General features: G+C 66.2%; 12 protein-coding genes and 2 pseudogenes. 7 read left to right on the top strand and 7 right to left on the bottom strand.

The window, feature by feature from the left end:
- From B073_RS0128790 to B073_RS49405, 4 genes and pseudogenes are all read right to left on the bottom strand, one after another.
- Window positions 1–678, bottom strand: a pseudogene (locus tag B073_RS0128790) (hypothetical protein); the annotation flags it as partial.
- Between the two features lie 72 nt (window positions 679–750).
- Complete coding sequence (locus B073_RS0128795) at window positions 751–1,881, bottom strand: hypothetical protein (protein WP_018541551.1); 1,131 nt, start codon at window positions 1,879–1,881, stop codon at window positions 751–753.
- Between the two features lie 340 nt (window positions 1,882–2,221).
- Entirely contained in the window at window positions 2,222–4,708 is a 2,487-nt protein-coding gene (locus B073_RS41405; protein WP_158690241.1) for a TOTE conflict system archaeo-eukaryotic primase domain-containing protein, read from the bottom strand.
- Between the two features lie 1,044 nt (window positions 4,709–5,752).
- Window positions 5,753–6,050, bottom strand: a pseudogene (locus tag B073_RS49405) (IS256 family transposase); the annotation flags it as partial.
- Window positions 6,051–6,245: 195 nt separating this feature from the next.
- Between B073_RS49405 and B073_RS44555 the strand changes: the two are divergent.
- Entirely contained in the window at window positions 6,246–6,848 is a 603-nt protein-coding gene (locus tag B073_RS44555) for a response regulator transcription factor (RefSeq protein ID WP_078508226.1), read from the top strand.
- On the opposite strand, the gene B073_RS41410 is transcribed toward B073_RS44555, so the two are convergent.
- The gene (locus B073_RS41410; RefSeq protein ID WP_018541556.1) at window positions 6,828–8,105 is read right to left on the bottom strand and encodes a sensor histidine kinase; all 1,278 of its coding nucleotides are present in this window, start codon (window positions 8,103–8,105) and stop codon (window positions 6,828–6,830) included. The two genes, B073_RS44555 and B073_RS41410, sit on opposite strands and share 21 nt — an antisense overlap.
- 456 nt (window positions 8,106–8,561) lie before the next feature.
- Between B073_RS41410 and lanKC the strand changes: the two genes are divergently transcribed.
- The 6 genes from lanKC to B073_RS0128850 all read left to right on the top strand — a co-directional run bounded on the left by lanKC (window position 8,562) and on the right by B073_RS0128850 (window position 15,650).
- On the top strand, window positions 8,562–11,180 hold the full coding sequence (gene lanKC / locus B073_RS0128825; RefSeq protein WP_026247824.1) for a class III lanthionine synthetase LanKC: 2,619 nt from the start codon (window positions 8,562–8,564) through the stop codon (window positions 11,178–11,180).
- A gap of 58 nt (window positions 11,181–11,238) precedes the next feature.
- On the top strand, window positions 11,239–11,355 hold the full coding sequence (locus B073_RS45365; protein WP_018541558.1) for a hypothetical protein: 117 nt from the start codon (window positions 11,239–11,241) through the stop codon (window positions 11,353–11,355).
- Window positions 11,356–11,391: 36 nt separating this feature from the next.
- On the top strand, window positions 11,392–11,508 hold the full coding sequence (locus B073_RS45370) for a class III lanthipeptide (RefSeq protein WP_018541559.1): 117 nt from the start codon (window positions 11,392–11,394) through the stop codon (window positions 11,506–11,508).
- Window positions 11,509–11,614: 106 nt separating this feature from the next.
- The gene (locus tag B073_RS41415) at window positions 11,615–13,471 is read left to right on the top strand and encodes an ABC transporter ATP-binding protein (RefSeq protein WP_018541560.1); all 1,857 of its coding nucleotides are present in this window, start codon (window positions 11,615–11,617) and stop codon (window positions 13,469–13,471) included.
- Window positions 13,472–13,511: 40 nt separating this feature from the next.
- Window positions 13,512–14,294, top strand: coding sequence for an ABC transporter ATP-binding protein (locus tag B073_RS0128845; protein WP_018541561.1), 783 nt, complete (start codon window positions 13,512–13,514; stop codon window positions 14,292–14,294).
- A 6-nt stretch (window positions 14,295–14,300) separates the two neighbouring features.
- Window positions 14,301–15,650 (top strand): ABC transporter permease, encoded by a 1,350-nt coding sequence (locus B073_RS0128850; RefSeq protein WP_018541562.1) that lies wholly within the window; start codon window positions 14,301–14,303, stop codon window positions 15,648–15,650.
- A 242-nt stretch (window positions 15,651–15,892) separates the two neighbouring features.
- Here the strand turns inward: B073_RS0128850 and B073_RS0128855 are convergent, their stop codons facing one another.
- Together B073_RS0128855 and B073_RS0128860 are read right to left on the bottom strand one after the other, a co-directional pair.
- Window positions 15,893–16,528 (bottom strand): DedA family protein, encoded by a 636-nt coding sequence (locus B073_RS0128855; RefSeq protein ID WP_018541563.1) that lies wholly within the window; start codon window positions 16,526–16,528, stop codon window positions 15,893–15,895.
- Window positions 16,525–17,280, bottom strand: coding sequence for a class I SAM-dependent methyltransferase (locus tag B073_RS0128860; RefSeq protein WP_037813041.1), 756 nt, complete (start codon window positions 17,278–17,280; stop codon window positions 16,525–16,527). Before B073_RS0128860 ends, B073_RS0128855 begins: the two co-directional genes overlap by 4 nt.
- Window positions 17,281–17,301 lie beyond the last annotated feature (21 nt).

The raw sequence follows: 17,301 nt of genomic DNA on the forward strand, positions 1-17,301 counted from the left end.
GTAGGTGGTGAGGTTGCCGCTGACCAGCCAGTCGTCGGTGGCGGGATGGACGGGCACGATGCGGGCGACGACGAACATCCCCTTGCGGAGCTTCCCAAGAGCACGGCGCCCCATGTTGGAGTGGGTCCGGTAGACGAGATCGTCGAGCAGGTTGTGCAGGACGACGGCACCGCGGTCGAGGCGCTGCACCTCGAAGATCCCCTCGACCACGTCACGCCAGCCGAGCAGCATCGCCCGTTCGTCCTCCGGTAGCGGCGGCTGCCGCTGGGTCACGAACCGTCCGACGACGGTGGAGCCGTCTGCCAACCGGTGCTGTAGCGCGAAGTGGTCGATCGTCTGGATGGCGGTCATCTCGTCGAGCCAACCGTGCCGGTCGGCGGCCTCATCGAGTCGGGCATCCAGACGCCTGGCGAATCGTGGACTCTGCGCGAAGGCCACCAGCTCGCTCTTGAGATCCCCGCTCCGCGCCACCAGCCTCTCGACTTGGGGGGTTACCGTGGAGGAATCGCTCTGTCCCACTTCTTCGGCCTGTCTTCCTCTGTCCTTTTCTCCGTGCTTTGCTTGCTGCCGCGAGCCGTTGGCGTCACCAACCTGACGGTCGGCCGGGCCGACGTTGCGCGGCCAGGGCCGCACGAGGCTCCTGCCGCCGCCGGACTCACGACGGCGGCTCTTCGGCATGCCTACGAGTCTGGCAGAGGAGGGCAGGGGCGCGAGGCGGGTGGCCGAGGTTATGGGCCTGGCCACCCCTTGTTACCGGAGGTTGTGGCGGTCGAGGCGGCGGATGAAGCCGGGGCGGCGTTGGTGGTCCTCGCGCAGGCGGGTCAGGCGCCGGCCGAAGTCCGTGCGCTGCCCGGTGTGGTCGTAGGCGTCGCGCAGCTCCATGAGGAGGGTGACAGTTGTGTCGTAGGCGCTGGCCTTCTTGGTGGCGATGTGCGCCTCGATCTGCCGCCAGACGGATTCGGCCTCGCGGGCGAGGGCGGTGAGATGCTCGGCACGGGCGGCGGCCCGTTCGTGTTCGGCGCGCTGTCGGCGTTCGGTGCGCACAGCGTGGGCGGCGTCCAGGAGACTGGCGACTGATCGATGCCGTGCGACAGTGGCGGGGACGGTGGTGCCGCGCAGGCGGTGCAGGAGGTCGGTGCGCAGCCGGGGTTCGGGGCCGACCGCCAGCCGCAGCAGCAGAGCGTCCTTCTCCTCCTGGGGGAGGGCGGCGATCAGCCGGGCGAGGTCCTTCTTCGTCGGCCCGGCCGGTTCCTTGGGCATGGCGGGGCTGGCCTGGGCCGCGACCGCGAGCAGGTCGGTATCGACGCGCAGGAAGTCGGCGAGCGCGCGCTGAGGGGCGGTCAGAGCGTCGAGCCCGGCTGGGATGGGTGGTTCGAAGGCGGTCTGGTACTCCTCTTCTTCGTCGTCTTCGAGTTCCCAGGCGGTGAGGGCGGAGAGCCAGGCGAGGTAGAGGGGGCGCAGGTCGCCGGCGGCGAGTTCGTCGCGTACGCCGATGAGGGCGGCTAGGCAGTCGTCGGCGTCTTCGACCCAGTCGGCGTCCTCGTCCTCGTTGGTGAGGTCGAGCAGGAGGTGGGTGCGGGTGGCCCAGGCGTCGACGCGGTGGTCGAGGCAGTACGGCCGTACCGCGGCAAGGTTCAAGGCCGACTTAGGTAGGCGGAGCATCAGCCGGTGGGTGCCCCAGTTGGTGACGTACAGGTGGGCGTCGAAGTAGCGCTCGACCATGTGGCGCGGATCGCCGCGCAGGTCACCCCAGTTGTAGCCATTGGTGAAACTGGTCGCGGTGATCCGGGCCCGAGTGGAGATGGCCCGCAGCTGTTCCTGCTCGTCGTCGCTGAGCGGCCGGTCGAGGGCTTGGAACTCGTAGTACTGGTACTCGCTCACACGGCGGACCCTACCGCCGCCGCTGGCGGGTGGGGACGGGAACCGGGCGAGGTGGCAGGGGGCGCTCAGCCGCTGTGCCGGTGCGGCGTGGGTGAGCCGGTGCGTGCGGTCATGAGGAAGCAGGCTGTGACGGCCAGGTGAGCCTGAACGGGCCGCGGAGCTGGGGGTGTGGGCGGAGGCCGTGGTGGTGCTGGAGCTGGCCGTGGTGGGTTGGATCCGCGGTGGGTTGGTTGTGGTGCAGCGACAAGACGCGGTGGGGTGACGGTGGCTCGCGGGTCGGCGTGGCCCGGGGGACAGGGCAGGGAGAGAGCCAGGGCGGTGGTCGGTTTGGTCGGCTCCGCTACACGCTGAGCACGGTGTTCGGCCCGCCCGTGATCGGGTGGGCGGTGTGCCAGGCGCACCAGATCTCCGCGCGAAGCCTGCCTCGAAGCGGTACGTCCATACCCTGGCTTCGCGCCCAGGCCCGGACCACGGCCACGTTCGGTGCCGGCATCGTGGTCCGTGATTCCCGGGCAGCGGGGACAGGTGTGGTAGGCAGCGTGGGCGGCAGGTTCTCAGGACTGGTCGTGGTGAAGCCGCGGCGTTCGAGAATGCGGCGGCGTTTCCGGTACATGCGCTCCAGTAGGGGGACACCGGCGTCGAGATAGTCGTGGGCTTCGACGTGGGACTTCCTCGCCTCGGTGTTGCGCATGATCCGGCCGACTTGCTGGATGACGCGCCCTTTGAAAGAGATGGGGCTGGTGAGGAACAGGGTGTCGAGCCGCGGTGCGTCGAAGCCTTCGCCGACGAGTTTGTCGATGGCCAGCAGTACCAACGGTGTGTCACTCTCCTCGGCCAGCACTGCGCGGACCCGGGCGCGCTCGGCCGACGGCATGCCGCCGTGGAGGACCAGCGGGGTGATGCTGCGCGGTGTGAGGGCTTCGGTGAGCTGGTGGAGGTGTTCGACACGGTTGGTCAGTGCCAGGCTGCACCGGCCGCGTCGGAAGGCGTCGGCGATGTCCGCCGCGATCAGCTGGTTGCGATCGTCATGGTGGGCGAGTTCGTTGTAGATGGCCTGGATGGAGGCGCCGTCGAAGCCCGGCTCGTCGGTGGTGAAGGGTGTGGGGTGCACGACGAGGTGCTTGTCGAAGGTGCTGGCGTCGTCGATCTCGTGGCGAATCGGTCCGCACTGCATCGTGATCACCGGATCCATCTGGTCCGCGCGGTAGGGGGTTGCGGACAGCCCGACCCAGCGTGGCGCCTTCGCGCTGCGGATCGCGGCCTCGGCACCGGGTGCGCCGACGGCGTGGCACTCGTCCACGATGACCAGCCCGTACCCGTCGAGCAGGCCATCGGGGGCGTCGCGGTGGGACAGCGTCTGCAGCATGATCAGGTCGACGACATGGCCACGGCGATCCTTGCCTCCGCCCAGCGTCCCCACCTGCTCGTCGCCGAGATCGAGGAAGGCCGCCAGCCGCTCCTTCCACTGGGTCAGCAGCTCCGCCCGGTTCACGATCACCGCAGTCGGGGTGCGGTGCCGGGCGATCAGAGCGCAGGCCATAACGGTCTTGCCCGAGCCGGGCGGTGCGACCAGGGTGCCCGTGGGATGCTTGGCCATTACTTCCACTGCGGCCTGCTGAGCGGCAGTCAACTCACCAGTGAACCGGGCTCTGATGGGTGCGGGTACGGGAAGATCCTTGGTGATATCGAGGGTGCCGCCCGCGGCGGAGATGAGCTGGGTGGCTTCGTCCGCCAGGCCGCGGGGCAGCCTGAGCCAGTCGGGATCTGACGCGTCGAAGCAGCAGACGAGGCGCGGAGTGTTGAAGGTGGAGAAGCGCTGGTTCTGCTTGCGGTAGAACTCCGGGTTGTGGAACGCCGCCGCGTGCTTGAGCGCGGCCAGCAGCTGCGGCGGGAGCCCGGTTGCGGAGACCGCCAGCATCGCCGCGAGCCGGGCTGCAACGTGTGCGGGCGCCTTGCCGAGGGTCTTGCGGCGGGGCTTGGACCCCGGTTCCGGGGCGGTGTGGGACGGGCCGGCTTTGACGGGGCCGAGGTTGTCCACCAGCGCCTCGACGTCGACCTGAGAGAGCCTTTCGGTGTGCGAAAGCTGGGCGAACTGGTCGGGATAAGGCTGCCAGGTCTCGGGATCCACGAAGACGGTAGTGCCCTTGACGCGGGAGACACCGTGCAGCGGCAGCGCGATCAGGCTGCCGAACCGGAAGCTGCCCTTGGCGTTGATCGGCAGGAAGTCCTGGGCGGGGAAGAGCCGGTCGTAGCTGGACAGTGCCATCTGCCCGCGGGCGTCGATCGCCTGGCGCAGCAGCGCCATCCCCAGCGCACGGGCGGTGGCCGCGGCGACGGGGGAGGTGAAGAAAATCCAGACATGTGCCCCCTTCCCGGAGCGGGAAACCTCGAGTAGCGCGGGGACCCCCGCCTCGCGGCAGGCCGTGATGTACGCGACGGCGTCGCCGCGCCAGTCGCTGCCGTCCTTGCCGTCGAAGTCGACCGCGAGCAGTCGGCAAGTGTCGTCCGCCAGCAGCGGATACAGACCGATGTGCAGCTCGCTGCGGCCCTGCCGGGTGGGGTCGAGATGGCGGTAGACGGTCTCGTCGGTCAGCGGCCAGAACGCCCGGTCCGCCTCGGCCTTGTTCTTGTCGAACGGATTGTCCTCGGCCGGGCTCCAGCCCGTCCGGCCGGACTTGGCGCTCACCCAGCGCCGCGCGTACACGTCCTCGCGCCCCTCGAACAGGGCTCTGAACAGGGCGATCTTTGCCTCAGCGTTGGAGGAGGCATCTGCGTACGGAAGCCCTCCGACGGGCGCCGCCGGTACGGACACGGGAACGGGCGGCATCGAAGGGGCGTCGGTGCGAACACCCGGGTCCAGAAGGCTGCGAAGCCGTGCATTGTCAGCTCTCAGCCGGGAGAGCTCGTCGCGTAGTTCTGCGTTTTCCTCCAGTGCCACGTCGAGGCGGATGCGCAACTCGTCAGGGTCGAAGCAGTCGGACCAGTCCTTCACACCCCCTTATGATCCAGACCGTGCGTTCCTCGCGTAGCGAAAACGGTCACGTTTTTCAGTCTCCGGCCATCCTGTGCGGCTTCCGAGACCTATGCACACCGCGAGCGTCTGCTGCCCGGATCAGCAGCAGTTCGGCTCAAGTGCCGTGCCGGTCCGCCGTCCGAGCGGACCATTCTGGTCATGACTGATGAGAAGCCCAGAGGGCGGCGACCCGAGCCGGCCGGCGAAGCGCTGCAGAGCTATCAAGCGCGAGCGATCCCCCCCCGTGCGCTCCAGCGGCTCGTTGACCACCCCGAGGGCGTCCGGAAGGGAGACGAGAGCGAGTGAGCCAGCCCTTTATGGAGCGTCGCGGTAGGACGTGAACCTGCGGCTTGCGCGCAGTCGTTATCACGGCGCCGGTCACATTCGGTTGACCTGCTGGTTTTGACGGGCAACGGGCCAAGCGGATGGCATGTACGCGATGTGCGTGCCCTATGGGCGCGCGCATCGCGGCGCTGCGCTAGCCGCGCGCACCGGCTACGACCTGCGCATTTCCGCGCAGAATCAAGCCGCAGGTTGGGCGCCCCGGCGGGAGCCGACGACTAGGGCTGGTCGTGCCGCAGCCCCTGTGAGCTGCAGAGATTCGCTCGTGGTGACCATGTCGACGCATCTGCCGAAGACGCGTGCCAGGTGACGTGGTGATCACGCTTCTCAGGTCTCTCCTGCTCTGCGCGGGTTCGAGCCCTCGCGGGGCGCGATACAGATGGGAACGGGCATGACGTGCGGTTCTCCGGATCCGTGGTCACCGCCGAGGGCCTGTACGACCTCTCGTAGTCACTGGAAGCCCTGGGCAGGAGCTGCAACGGGGAGGGACGCGAGCGGCGCGGATCCCCATCGAACCGAGCCGTGGAACTGCTCCAGCGTGGCCACGAAGTCGCTGGACGACAGGTCGCGCAGACAGATAGGCAGCAGCACCTCACCAATCTTCGGGAACTTGCGGCATCAAGGCGACGGGGGAGCCTCCCGGCCAAAGGCTGGGGGCGATCGCCCCGGAGAATCGCTTGTGCTCGCCGGCGGCCTCGTCGACGCGCCTATCGTTCACCCGCGCGACCTTCACCTTGACCACCCGGCAGTGGTCGATACCTTCCTCGGCTGGTGATGGCCCGCCGCAGACCACCAAGTGACGCCCATGCTCGTCACACCGAAATCCGCCAACACCCATATGTATACGCACAGTTGACTCATAACCATGACGTCGCCCGATGTCGCAGACAGCGCGGCGTGGCGCTCACCGCCACCAGGCCAGTGGGTGAGAAGGTTCGAGACGTAAGGACGTTCGGGCTTCAGTAGCCGGTGATGGCCCGCAGGGGCGGGCTGGAAGGGAAGGTACGCGATGCGAGTGCTCTTGGCCGAAGATATGCAGCTTCTGCGTGGCTCGTTGGCCAGCCTGCTGCGGCAGGAACCGGACATCGAGATCGTGGCGGAGTTGGAACGTGGGGACGCAATTGTGCCGACCGCACTGCGTACGGAACCCGATCTCGCGCTAATAGATATCGGCCTACCAGGTATGGACGGGCTCACTGCTGCGGCCCGATTGCACGAACGCCTCCCGTCATGCCGATGCCTCATCGTCACAAGCCTGGGTCAGCCCGGGAATGTCAGACGTGCTCTGGAGGCACACGCCACGGGATTCCTGTTAAAGGACACCCCGCCGGACCAACTGATCCTCGCCATACGAAAGGTCGCCAACGGCGAGCGGGTCATCGATTCGGAGCTGGCGGCAGCAGCGTTGGAGAGCGCTCCGAACCCCTTCACCGCACGGGAGGCCGAGGTGCTGCGGCATGCGGCCGAAGGTGCGCGACCTCAAGAAATCGCCGAGCGCCTCCACCTGGAGCTCAGCACCGTACGGAACCACCTGTCGAGGGTCGTCACCAAGTCAGGCGCCAGAAATCGTGTCGACGCCATCCGGATTGCCCTACATGAGGGATGGATCTGACGTCTTCCAAGGGAGCAGGCGCCGTTGGGCCAGAGAAGCGCTGTCAGCGCTGGCTGTGCCTGTGGCCGGACGGTCGGCCAGCAGGCGGGCCTCCAGCCGGAACTCTTCTCCCCGGGCAGTTGCTGAGCGAGAAACGAGCAGGGTACCTCCTAGGAGGGCAACGCGTTCAGCCAGGTTCCGCAGCCCGTTCGCGTTAGAGGACTCGCCACCACCTACGGGATGGGGACGATCGTTCACGACGATCAGCCGCGTAGCGCCCTTGTGCTGGGTGATCCGTACAGTGCAGTGGCGTGCCGTACTGTGACGCACGACATTGGTCACCGCCTCCCTGAGCACCGCGGCGAGGGTGCTGCCGGCCCCCGGCGACAGGGCAACGCCGTGGCACCAGAAGTGGGGCACTATACCGGCCGCCTGGAGAGTCAATCGGGCGGAAGCCAGCTCCGACTCCAAGGATAGGTGGCGATAACCGTGGGCTACCTTGCGTACTTCAGCGTGAGTCTGTCGGATGGCCTTGGTGAGCTCGACGAGCTCGGCACGAGCGGCCTGGGGGTTGCCCTGCGCGAGCAGACGGTGGGTCAGCTCGGCCTTGACCGCAGCGCTGGAGAGAGTGTGGCCCACCAGATCGTGGAGGTCCCGCGCGATCCGCAACCGCTCCTGTGTGACGGCCAGCTGCGTCAAATCTCTACGCAAGGCGTGGACCTCGCGGATCTGATTGGCCAGTCGCATCACGGCGAACAGTGTCAATCCAATCAACGCGGTGATCACCTGCCCCTCCAGGGCGCCATGCACCTCGTGGCTCCCTACGTAGCCCAGCAGCGGGTTGGCGACAGTCACACAGCCGGCAAGGAGCCAAGCCGCCCGGCCATGCACGCTGAACAACAAGGAGCCGACGAAAAGGCCCGGCACGCCATTCCACAGCTCTCCGAAAAGGAGATACGGGAGGTGGGTCAGTAGACCCTGAAACGTCAGAATTAAGGGCCTCCAACGTAGGGGATTCCCGCGCAAGACACAGGCACTGACCTGTATCTGCACTGCGATGAGTACGGCCGCTATGATTCCACTGACGGTGATGGTAGCTGCAGTCGCTGAGGCCCTGGCGATACGTAAGATCACCATGCCCAGGAAGCCAGCGGAGACGGTTGTAACGATAACCAGTGTCCATACGTGCGCTCTTGGCAGCGTGCCGAGCTCCCTGCCGAACTTCGGTGATACGTCCCCCATGAAATCCTCCGAAGTGAGTGCATTTCCGTTGATCATGCAGACGTCGGCTCCGGGAAGTCGCACCGCCTGTCTTCCGGGGCCGGCACACCTTCCGTAGGTGCCAACGACGTCGCGAAGACGTTCTCGCCCTCACGAAGATCGGCGGCAATCATAGGTGGCGCCGCGAATCATGACCTTTTGTTTTTCGCCAACCTGAGCGAGATTGAACTCGACGCTTGCCCAAGCAGCAGCCCTGAGTCGCTGGGACCGGATTACCGGATTCCGGTTTTTGCGATGCGAGGCGCCGCCTGCCGGCAGCTTGCCACGCTGACTCAGGCGGCCGCTGCCCCGCAACTGTGAAGTATTAACAGAAGGTTTCAGGAGTTTCTCTCTCGTCACGAGGCGACTCACCAGACAAGATTCATGTTGCGCCGACCAAGAACGCGGGGCGCCGACTGGGATCCTCCGGATCGCCAGGTCGGGGGGAACTGGCAGATAGCAGAGGGGAATTCGATGGACAAGCGCTATGAGAACTACTGCATGGCCGACCCAGTCTTCTTCGAAGCCCCAGGCCGGTTCGGCAACGGTGCTAGCGGTACCGACTTCGAGGTCTCCGGTCGCCCCGTTCCAGAAGGGTGGCGACAGCATCGAGGGGACATGTGGCTTGAGCTCCACCCTCTCGGGGAGCACATGCTGGAACAGGGGTGGAAGGTGCATGCCTCGGGTACCGTAGACAACGCCGAGAGCATCATTGAAACGGTGTGGGATTTCTGTGTTCCTCGCCGCTATGGATTCAAATTTCTGTCCAGCCTGCACGCCTTCCTGGGGCAGAACGGCAAGTACTCTCCGCGGGGTGCGAGCGGCAAGCTCATCACGATATACCCACGCAACGAGGCAGAGCTGACCGACGTACTGACCGGTCTCGCCGCTCTCCTGGAAGGAGAGCCTGGTCCGTATATTCTCAGCGATGCACGCTATGGATCCGGACCGCTCTACGTACGTTACGGAGGATTCCGCAAGCGGGAAATCCTGCTGGAGAGCGGCGACGTGGTCCCAGCCATGCAGAGGCCGGACGGCGAACTCGTCCCGGATATACGCAGGCCGATCTTCGAGGTGCCGGACTGGGTGACCCCGCCAGACATTCTGAAGAAGAGCATCGAGGCACGCGCCGTGGCCTCGGAGGATATATTCCCGTACCAGATTCTCAAACCGCTCCATTTCTCGAACGGCGGTGGAATATATGTGGCCAAGCGCCTCTCCGATGGACTCCAGGTCGTTCTCAAAGAAGCACGTCCACACGCGGGGCTCGACATGGAGGCAGCCGACGCGGTCACCCGGCTGCTTCGTGAGCGGGATGTCTTGGTCAAGCTCGAAGGGATGCAAGGGGTGCCACGGCTCTATGAGCACTTTACCGCTTGGGACCACCACTTCCTGGCCATTGAGCATTTCGACGGCGAGCGGCTGAGCTCCAAGGAGGCTCAGACCTATCCGTTGCTCGGCACCGACGAGGACGAAGAGCAGAAAGCTGCCTACACCCACTGGGCCATGGATATCTGTCGGCAGGTGGAGACACTGCTCGGCGAGATTCACGACCGTGGTGTGGTGTACGGCGACGTGCATCCACACAATGTCCTGGTGCTTGAGGACGGTCGCGCAGTGCTCGTCGACTTCGAGACCTCCTCCTTCGACGTCGAGGGATTCCAGCAGGCTATGGCTGCACCGGGTTTTGCGGCGCCTCGTGAATACCGCGGCACGAGGGTCGATATCTACGCGATGGCGATTCTGCGCCTTTGGCTCTTCATGCCCCTCGTTCCGATTCTCACGCTGGACCGGGAGAAAGTCCACGACCTGATCGACGCAATGCGGGAGAACTTCCCCGTACCGGCAGAATATGTCGAGGCCATCCTCGGCGGCCTGGGAGCGTCCATACCCAGGACGAAGGCCGTTCAAGCGGGCGTCGGTCGGCCCCAGATACGAGTCCAGGGGGAGGCCACCGATTGGTCACGACTGCTGGACTCCATGGCAGCGGCAATCAAGGCCAGTGTGACGCCCGAACGGGAGGATCGGCTTTTCCCTGGCGACGTAAGGCAGTTCTCGCACGTAGGCGAGACCTTTGCGTTCGGCGCGGCAGGGGTGCTTTATGCGCTACGAGAGAGCGGCTATGAGGCCCCCGAGGGGGCGGACGAGTGGCTATTGGCCGCCGTGGGGCGGAGCAGCACCAACCAACCAGGATTCTTCGACGGCTTGCATGGAGTAGCTCACACACTCCAGATGGTCGGCCGTGAGGAGGAAGCCCTGCGACTGATCGAGCAGATTGACCCCACACTCGACCAATTGACCAACCCGAATCTGTTCGGCGGGCTCTCCGGTATCGGGCTGAACTTGCTGCACTTCGCCGAGATCACCGGTGACAGCACAATGAGCGGCCGCGCCGCGCAACTGGCCGAGAGGGTAGCGGAATCGATCGCCAGTGGTAGGTTCCCTCGGGTCGCCGGCACCCGATCCGAAGCGGAACTCGGCCTGGTCCGAAAGTCGAAGGGACCAGCTGGCCTCATGCATGGCTGGTCAGGTCCCGCGCTGCTGATGTTGCGAATGTACGAGCACACCAGCGACGACTCATGGCTGAACGCGGCATTCAAGGCGTCCCATCTCGACCTGGACCGCTGCGTGGTTTCGAGCTTCAACACCTTGCACGTCGACGAGGGATGGCGACTCAATCCATATATCGAGACCGGTGCCGCAGGAGTCGCCATTGTCGGTTCGGAGCTGCTGCGTCACCGTGAAGACGATCGGCTGTTGGATGCCGTCGGAGCGGCACGCAAAACCTGCGCCGGCGGATTCTTCATACAGCCGTCCCTGTGGAACGGCCGCGTCGGCCAGATGGTGGCCCTGCAACACATCACAGGCCCCGGTGATTCCGATACGGTCCAGGTCACCCGACGCCATCTCGAACGACTGTCCTGGCATCAGCTCGGGCTTCACGGAGAAGTCGTCTTCCCCGGCTTCCAACTGATGCGGATTTCGATGGACTACGCGACTGGAAACGCGGGCATTCTGCTCGGCCTCAAGAGCGCTCTGAGCGGTACCGCACGTTTCCTCCCATTCCTCCGTCGGGCTCCTCAGGAGTCCTGACGGCGGGTTCACACCCACCATGGGCCGTCTTGGCCCGCACTATTCAGGGAGAATCGTTATGGCGAACATTCTTGACCTGCAGTCTCTGGAGCTTCGTGACGAGGACGTCCACGCTCTGGACTCCGGTCAGAGCGACCACTGCAACGACACCAGCGGCATCAGCATCGGCTGCTGACCCCACCACCCCCTACTGATTCAAGGGAGCGCCATCATGGCGAACATTCTTGACCTGCAGTCCCTGGAGCTTCGTGACGAGGACGTCCACGCTCTGGACTCCAACAACAGCCAGCACTGCAACGACACCAGCGGCATCAGCATCGGCTGCTGAGTGTCTGGCTGAGACCGGATGAGTGCGGGGCGGCGTATGCCGCCCCGCACGTCGTTTCCGGCCGCGGCGGTCACCCCAGGACAGCACGGTAGCTGAAGGAGGAGCGATGAACGACGGGCAGCAGGACCGAACTGGTCGGGCTCCGGGCACATGGCGTCGGATCGCAGAATGCGCCGCGCCCTTTCGAAGCCGCCTTATAGGCTTCTTCTTCCTCGTACTGTTGGAGTCGGCGCTGATAGTCCTGCCGGCGCTGCTCACCCAACGCATTGTTGATGAGGGAGTATTGCGTCACGACAAGAGTCGAATCATCGAATTAGTGGTGCTGCTCATCGTGTTGGCAACCGTCGCCGTCGGGGTGACCTTGCTCGAACGGCGTTTGGCGGTTGTCATCGGGGAGGGCATGACCCTCAGTCTCAGACAGCGTTCCTTTGCCCACGTGCAACACATGCCTGTCTCCTTCTTCACGCGGGTGCCGACCGGAAGCCTTGTCACTCGTCTCGACTCCGATGTCTTGTCGGCGCAAAGGGCATTCACCACCACTGCCTCCACCCTGCTGTCGAACCTCGTGGCGGTCGTCGCGGTAGCCATCACCCTGATCTTCATGTCCTGGCAGATCACCCTGCTGACTGCCGTATTGGTGCCCGCATGCCTGCTGCCGACTCGGGTGCTCAACAAGCGCGTGCGCAAGCTGAATCAGAGACAGCTGACGGAGAACGCCGCACTCGCGAGCTTCATGACCGAACGGTTCAGTGGCCAGGGGGCAGTTCTCACCAAGCTCTACGGCCGGCCCGAGACCGAGGCCAAGCACTTCGAATGCCGAGGCAGACGGCTACGTGATGCCGGTATACGGCTGACTGTTAACAACGCTCTGCTCGCGCTAACGGTCTCCTGGCTTGCGACCGTGGGAACTGCCGCGGTCTATCTGGCAGGTGGGTTCCTGGCAGTCGACGGTGGCATCACCGTAGGCACGCTCATGGCCATGGTTACCCTAATGGCTCGTCTCTATGGACCAATCACCTCTCTCTCACAGGCTCGCGCTGAGGTCACCGCCGCGGTCGTCAGCTTCGAGCGCATCTTTGAGGTTCTGGACCTTGTTCCCGACGTTCACGACAGCCCCACGGCCGTGGCACTCCCCCCGGAGGCTGCGTCCATCACTTTCGAGAACGTCCGCTTCCGCCATCATGTCTCACCAGGTTCCAGCCTCGCCTCGATCGACGAAGAGACCCCGCACCGTGGACAGGAACGGGACATTCTCCGAGGTATCGATCTGCACGTCGAGCCTGGCTCGACCATCGCCGTGGTCGGCCCCTCAGGTGCAGGCAAGTCGACCCTGGTCAACCTCGTGTGCCGGCTATACGACCCAGTTAGTGGCACAGTCCGGATCGGCCAGCACGACCTGCGCTCCGTCACGCAGGAGTCATTACGAGATGCGATTGGAGTGGTGGCTCAGGACAGCCACTTCTTCCACGACACGCTACGGGTCAACCTCACCTACGCGCTCCCTGACGCAAGCGATGAGGCATGTGAACGTGCCTGTCGGGAGGCCATGGTCTGGGATACCGTGCAGCGCCTGCCTGAGGGCTTGGACACCGTGGTCGGCGACGGCGGGCACCACCTCTCCGGCGGTGAGCGACAACGGCTCGCAATCGCCCGACTGCTGCTGAAGAATCCGAGGATCGTGGTGCTCGATGAAGCAACCGCGCATCTCGATTCGGAGTCCGAAACAAAGGTCCAGCAGGCACTGGCGCGGGCCCTGCAAGGCCGTACGGCGCTGCTAGTGGCGCACCGACTGTCCACCGTGCGCGGGGCTGACCGGATTGTTGTGCTGCAGGACGGCGGCGTGGCCGAGAGCGGCAGCCACGAGGAGCTGCTAGCCGCTGACGGGCTCTATGCCTCGCTCTACCGCGCGCAGTTTGGCGATCGTGTGGCTGGAACTGGACGCACGGTCGGCGTCACTGCTTGAGAGAAGCCAGAACGACCAACGCCTTGTATTGAATAGGACTATGAAGACGACGCCACCGCCCCCCATCGACGACCGGCCCGCCGCGGACGAACACATGGCTGTCCAGCTGAGTTCCTTACGCAAGGTGCACGGCAAGGGGGCCGCCGCCGTAACCGCCCTGCACGGCATCGACCACGGTTTCCCGGCAAGCACGTTCACCGCCGTGATGGGGCCCTCGGGGTCGGGCAAGTCGACATTGCTGCACTGCGCGGCCGGGCTGGAGCGCCCCACTGCGGGTACCGTCGTCCTAGGCGGCCGTGATCTGGGCGCGCTGTCCGAGCGGAAGCTGACACTAATGCGCCGAGACCGCGTCGGCTTCGTCTTCCAGGACTTCCACCTCATCCCCGCGCTGAACGTCGCCGCCAACGTCGAGTTGCCACTGCGCTTGGCCGGGAGCCAACCCGACGCCCACCGCCTGGACGACCTCCTGGCGCGCGTGGGCCTGAACGACCGCCGCCGCCACCGCCCTGGTCAGCTCTCCGGCGGCCAGCGGCAGCGCGTCGCCCTCGCCCGCGCGCTGATCACCCGGCCCGAGGTGGTCTTCGCCGACGAACCGACCGGCGCCCTGGACCGAGCCTCCGGCCGCGAGGTGCTCGCCTTGCTCCGCGGGGCCGTCGACGACTTGGGGGCCACCGTCATCATGGTGACCCATGACCCGCAGGCGGCGGCCTGGGCCGATGAGGTGCTGCTGCTCGCCGACGGCCGACTGGTCGACCGGCTGGCCGGGCCCGAGGCCACCACCGCCGAGACGATTGCGGCTCGCCTGGCCGCACTGGGGGTGTGAACAACCGTGCTCTCTCTCGTCTTTACTTCCGTCCGTACTCGCCTGGGGCAGTACGTGGGCGTCCTCCTCGTCTCCGCCATGAGCGCGGGTCTGCTGACACTGCTGGCCTCCGTCCTGGACAGCGTCCACCGCGCCGACCCAGGGCACCGCGCCGAACGCTCGGCACAATCCCTGCTCGGCCTCGTCGGCGGCACCTCCGGCTTCGCCGCCCTACTACTGGTGGCCAACACCCTGACCCTGGTGGCCCAGCAGCGACGTACCGAGATCGGAGCGCTGCGGGTCATCGGAGCGACCGCGGCGCAGATCCGGACCCAGATCGTGAGTGAGGCCGTGGTGGTCGCCGCGCTGGGCGGCGTGGCGGGGGCCGTCGGCGGAACCGCCGCCCTCGGCCCTGTACTGGACTGGCTCATCGACCACCACGTTCTGCCGACCGGGCCTCAACCCGACTTCTCCCCCATCGGCTTCGCCGTCGGGCTGCTCTCCACCCTCGTCATCGCCGTCCCGGCCGCGCTGGCGGCCGTACGCGGCCCGTTGCGTACCTCCGCGGTTGCCGCCCTCCGGGACGCCACGGTCGAGCGCCGAGCACTGCCCATCGGTCGTGCGATCGCCGCAGCGGTCACGCTGCTCTTGGCCTGGACAATCTGGGACCGCTACGCTCGCAAGAGCGGCGCACACCAAGCACTCAACGGCGCATTGGTCCTGTGCATGATCCTGCTCATCGCTGCCTGGCTGCTTCTTCCGCTCCTGGTGCGCCCTGTGGCTGCACTCAGCGCCCTGCCCGGACGAGTCCTCTCCCGCAGTACGGGTCGCCTGGCGGCAGCGAACAGCGAGGCGGCGGGACAACGGGTGGCGGCCATGGCAGGCCCAGTGATGCTGGCAGCCGGCCTCAGCGCCATGCTGCTGTGCCACAACGCTGTATCACAGGCGACCTCCCCCGCTCATAACGCGCTCCAGCAGGAGAACAACGCCGTGGGCATGCGCATCCTCATGACTCCCTTGATCGTGTGCGCAGCCCTGGGAATTCTCAACACCCTTTTGCTGGCGACCCGCCAGCGCCGTGGTGAGTTCGCGGCACTGCGGTTGGCCGGATGCACGCGGGCCCAGCTGCTGCGCATGCTGGGCTGGGAGTCTGTCGTCGTAGTGCTTAGCGGGTTGCTGACGGCCGGGTTGGTGATCGCGGTCTTCCTGTCCGGGCTTTCGACCCGGATCAAGCCCTATCTCACGGAGGTACCTGCTGTGTTGCCCTGGGCAGAACTTGCTCAAGTGGCGGCGGTCTGTGCCGGATTGGGCGCGCTGGGGGTGCTCGTCCCCGGTGTGCTGGTGCTGCGGGTAAACGCCGTACACGCGGTGGAATAGGGCCGTCAGGCGGGATGGTGCTCTCCGTCCCTGGAGATGCCCAGGCCCCGCTGATCGCGAGCCGGGTCCTGACCGGGCGTTCCTGCCAGGCGGCACCAACTGCGGCTTTCGGGGCTACGAGGCCCCACGATGCCGATGCGAGACTCCGTCAGCAGCCGAAACAGGGCCGGCCCGGGTCGACTTCGGTGCGCTGCGGCACCCGTTGATGTCGGCGATGCCTACGGATACCCCCATGTCTGGTGCTATTCGTTGCCGCGTGCCACTCCGCGGGAGCGGCGGCGGGTCACCACTGTCCCTATGCCGAGTGCGAGCAAGAGTGCGGCTGCAACGGCACCCACCGTGAACACGACGCTCTGTCTGCCGACGAGTTGGCTCCATGACGCAGCGCTGGCGTAGCCGACGCCAGTCTCGGTGCAGGCCCAGGCCACTCCCGCCGTGACGCTGAAGGGGGCCAGGCTGCGGTAGGGGATCCTGGCGGCGCCTGCCGCATGTGGTGCCAGGGTGCGGACCAGCGGTACGAAGCGGCAGACCAGCAGGGCCGGTCGGCCGCAGCGGCGGGTTGCGGCATAGGCCCGGTCCCAGACCGGTCCCGGTACCCGTCGACCGAAACGGCCGGTGCGCAGGCCGTCGCCGAGCCGGCGTCCGGTCCAGTGCGCCTGGAAGTCCCCCATGATGGCGCCGGCCGCGGCACAGGCGATGACGGCGGGCAACGTCAGCGTGCCCGCGTACGCCAGGCCGCCCGCGACCAGTAGAAGTCCGAGGGTGGGCACGAACGGGCCGATGAAGAGCACCGATTCCAGCACCACCAACGCGGTGATCAACGGGTACGCGGCTAATGGTGGCAGCGTTGCCAGCAGGTCGCCGGGCGTCATCGTCATCGCTGACCGAACGAATCCGGGTCCGTGACGTCTACACGCCGCTGGGGTGCCCTCAGATGTGAAACCCGGGCGGGCGGCAGGTTGCGCCATTCGACGCTGCCGCCGTCCCGGTCGCCGTAGCGGGCGGAGAACTCGGCCAGTACGGCGGCCACCGCGCGGTATCGGGCGGCCTCGGTGCGCTGGGCGAACAGGGTCCGTAAGGACAGTGTGCCGAGATAGCCGAAGAAGGTCAGATGCCCGCCGGGGACCAAGGCGGCCATGTAACGCTCCATCAAGGAACGCACCATGTCGGGGGCGAAGTTCATGAAGGGCAGACAAGAGACGATCACGTCGTAGCTGTTCACGGGCAGCGGGGTGTGGCAGATCGACTTCGGGATGATCCGGATCCGCTCGGAGGCGGCGGCCAGCGCCGGATCCGTCCGCAGCGCCTCGGTCAGCATCTGTACAAACCGAGGGTTGAGTTCAACGGTGTCCAGCCGGTCGCCCGGCCCGAGGCGCTCGGCCAGCGCGCGGGTGACCGTACCGGTTCCCGCTCCGACCTCCAGGACGCGCAGCGGGCTGCGGCCGCTGGGGGCGGGCAACGGCTCGGCGAGCCGGCGGGCGAGAGGGGAGCCGCTCGGTGCGACCGCGCCGGTGGTGTACATGGAACGGGTGGCCTCCCGGAGGAATGCGGTGGCGCCGTTGTGTCGTCGAGGGCCGGTCAAGGAGGTGATCGCGGGAGCGGTTGCGGTGGTAGTCGTGGACTGATTCATGTCCACGACGCTAGGCAGCGG

The organism is Streptomyces sp. MspMP-M5 (assembly GCF_000373585.1).
In the GTDB taxonomy this organism is placed as follows: domain Bacteria; phylum Actinomycetota; class Actinomycetes; order Streptomycetales; family Streptomycetaceae; genus Streptomyces.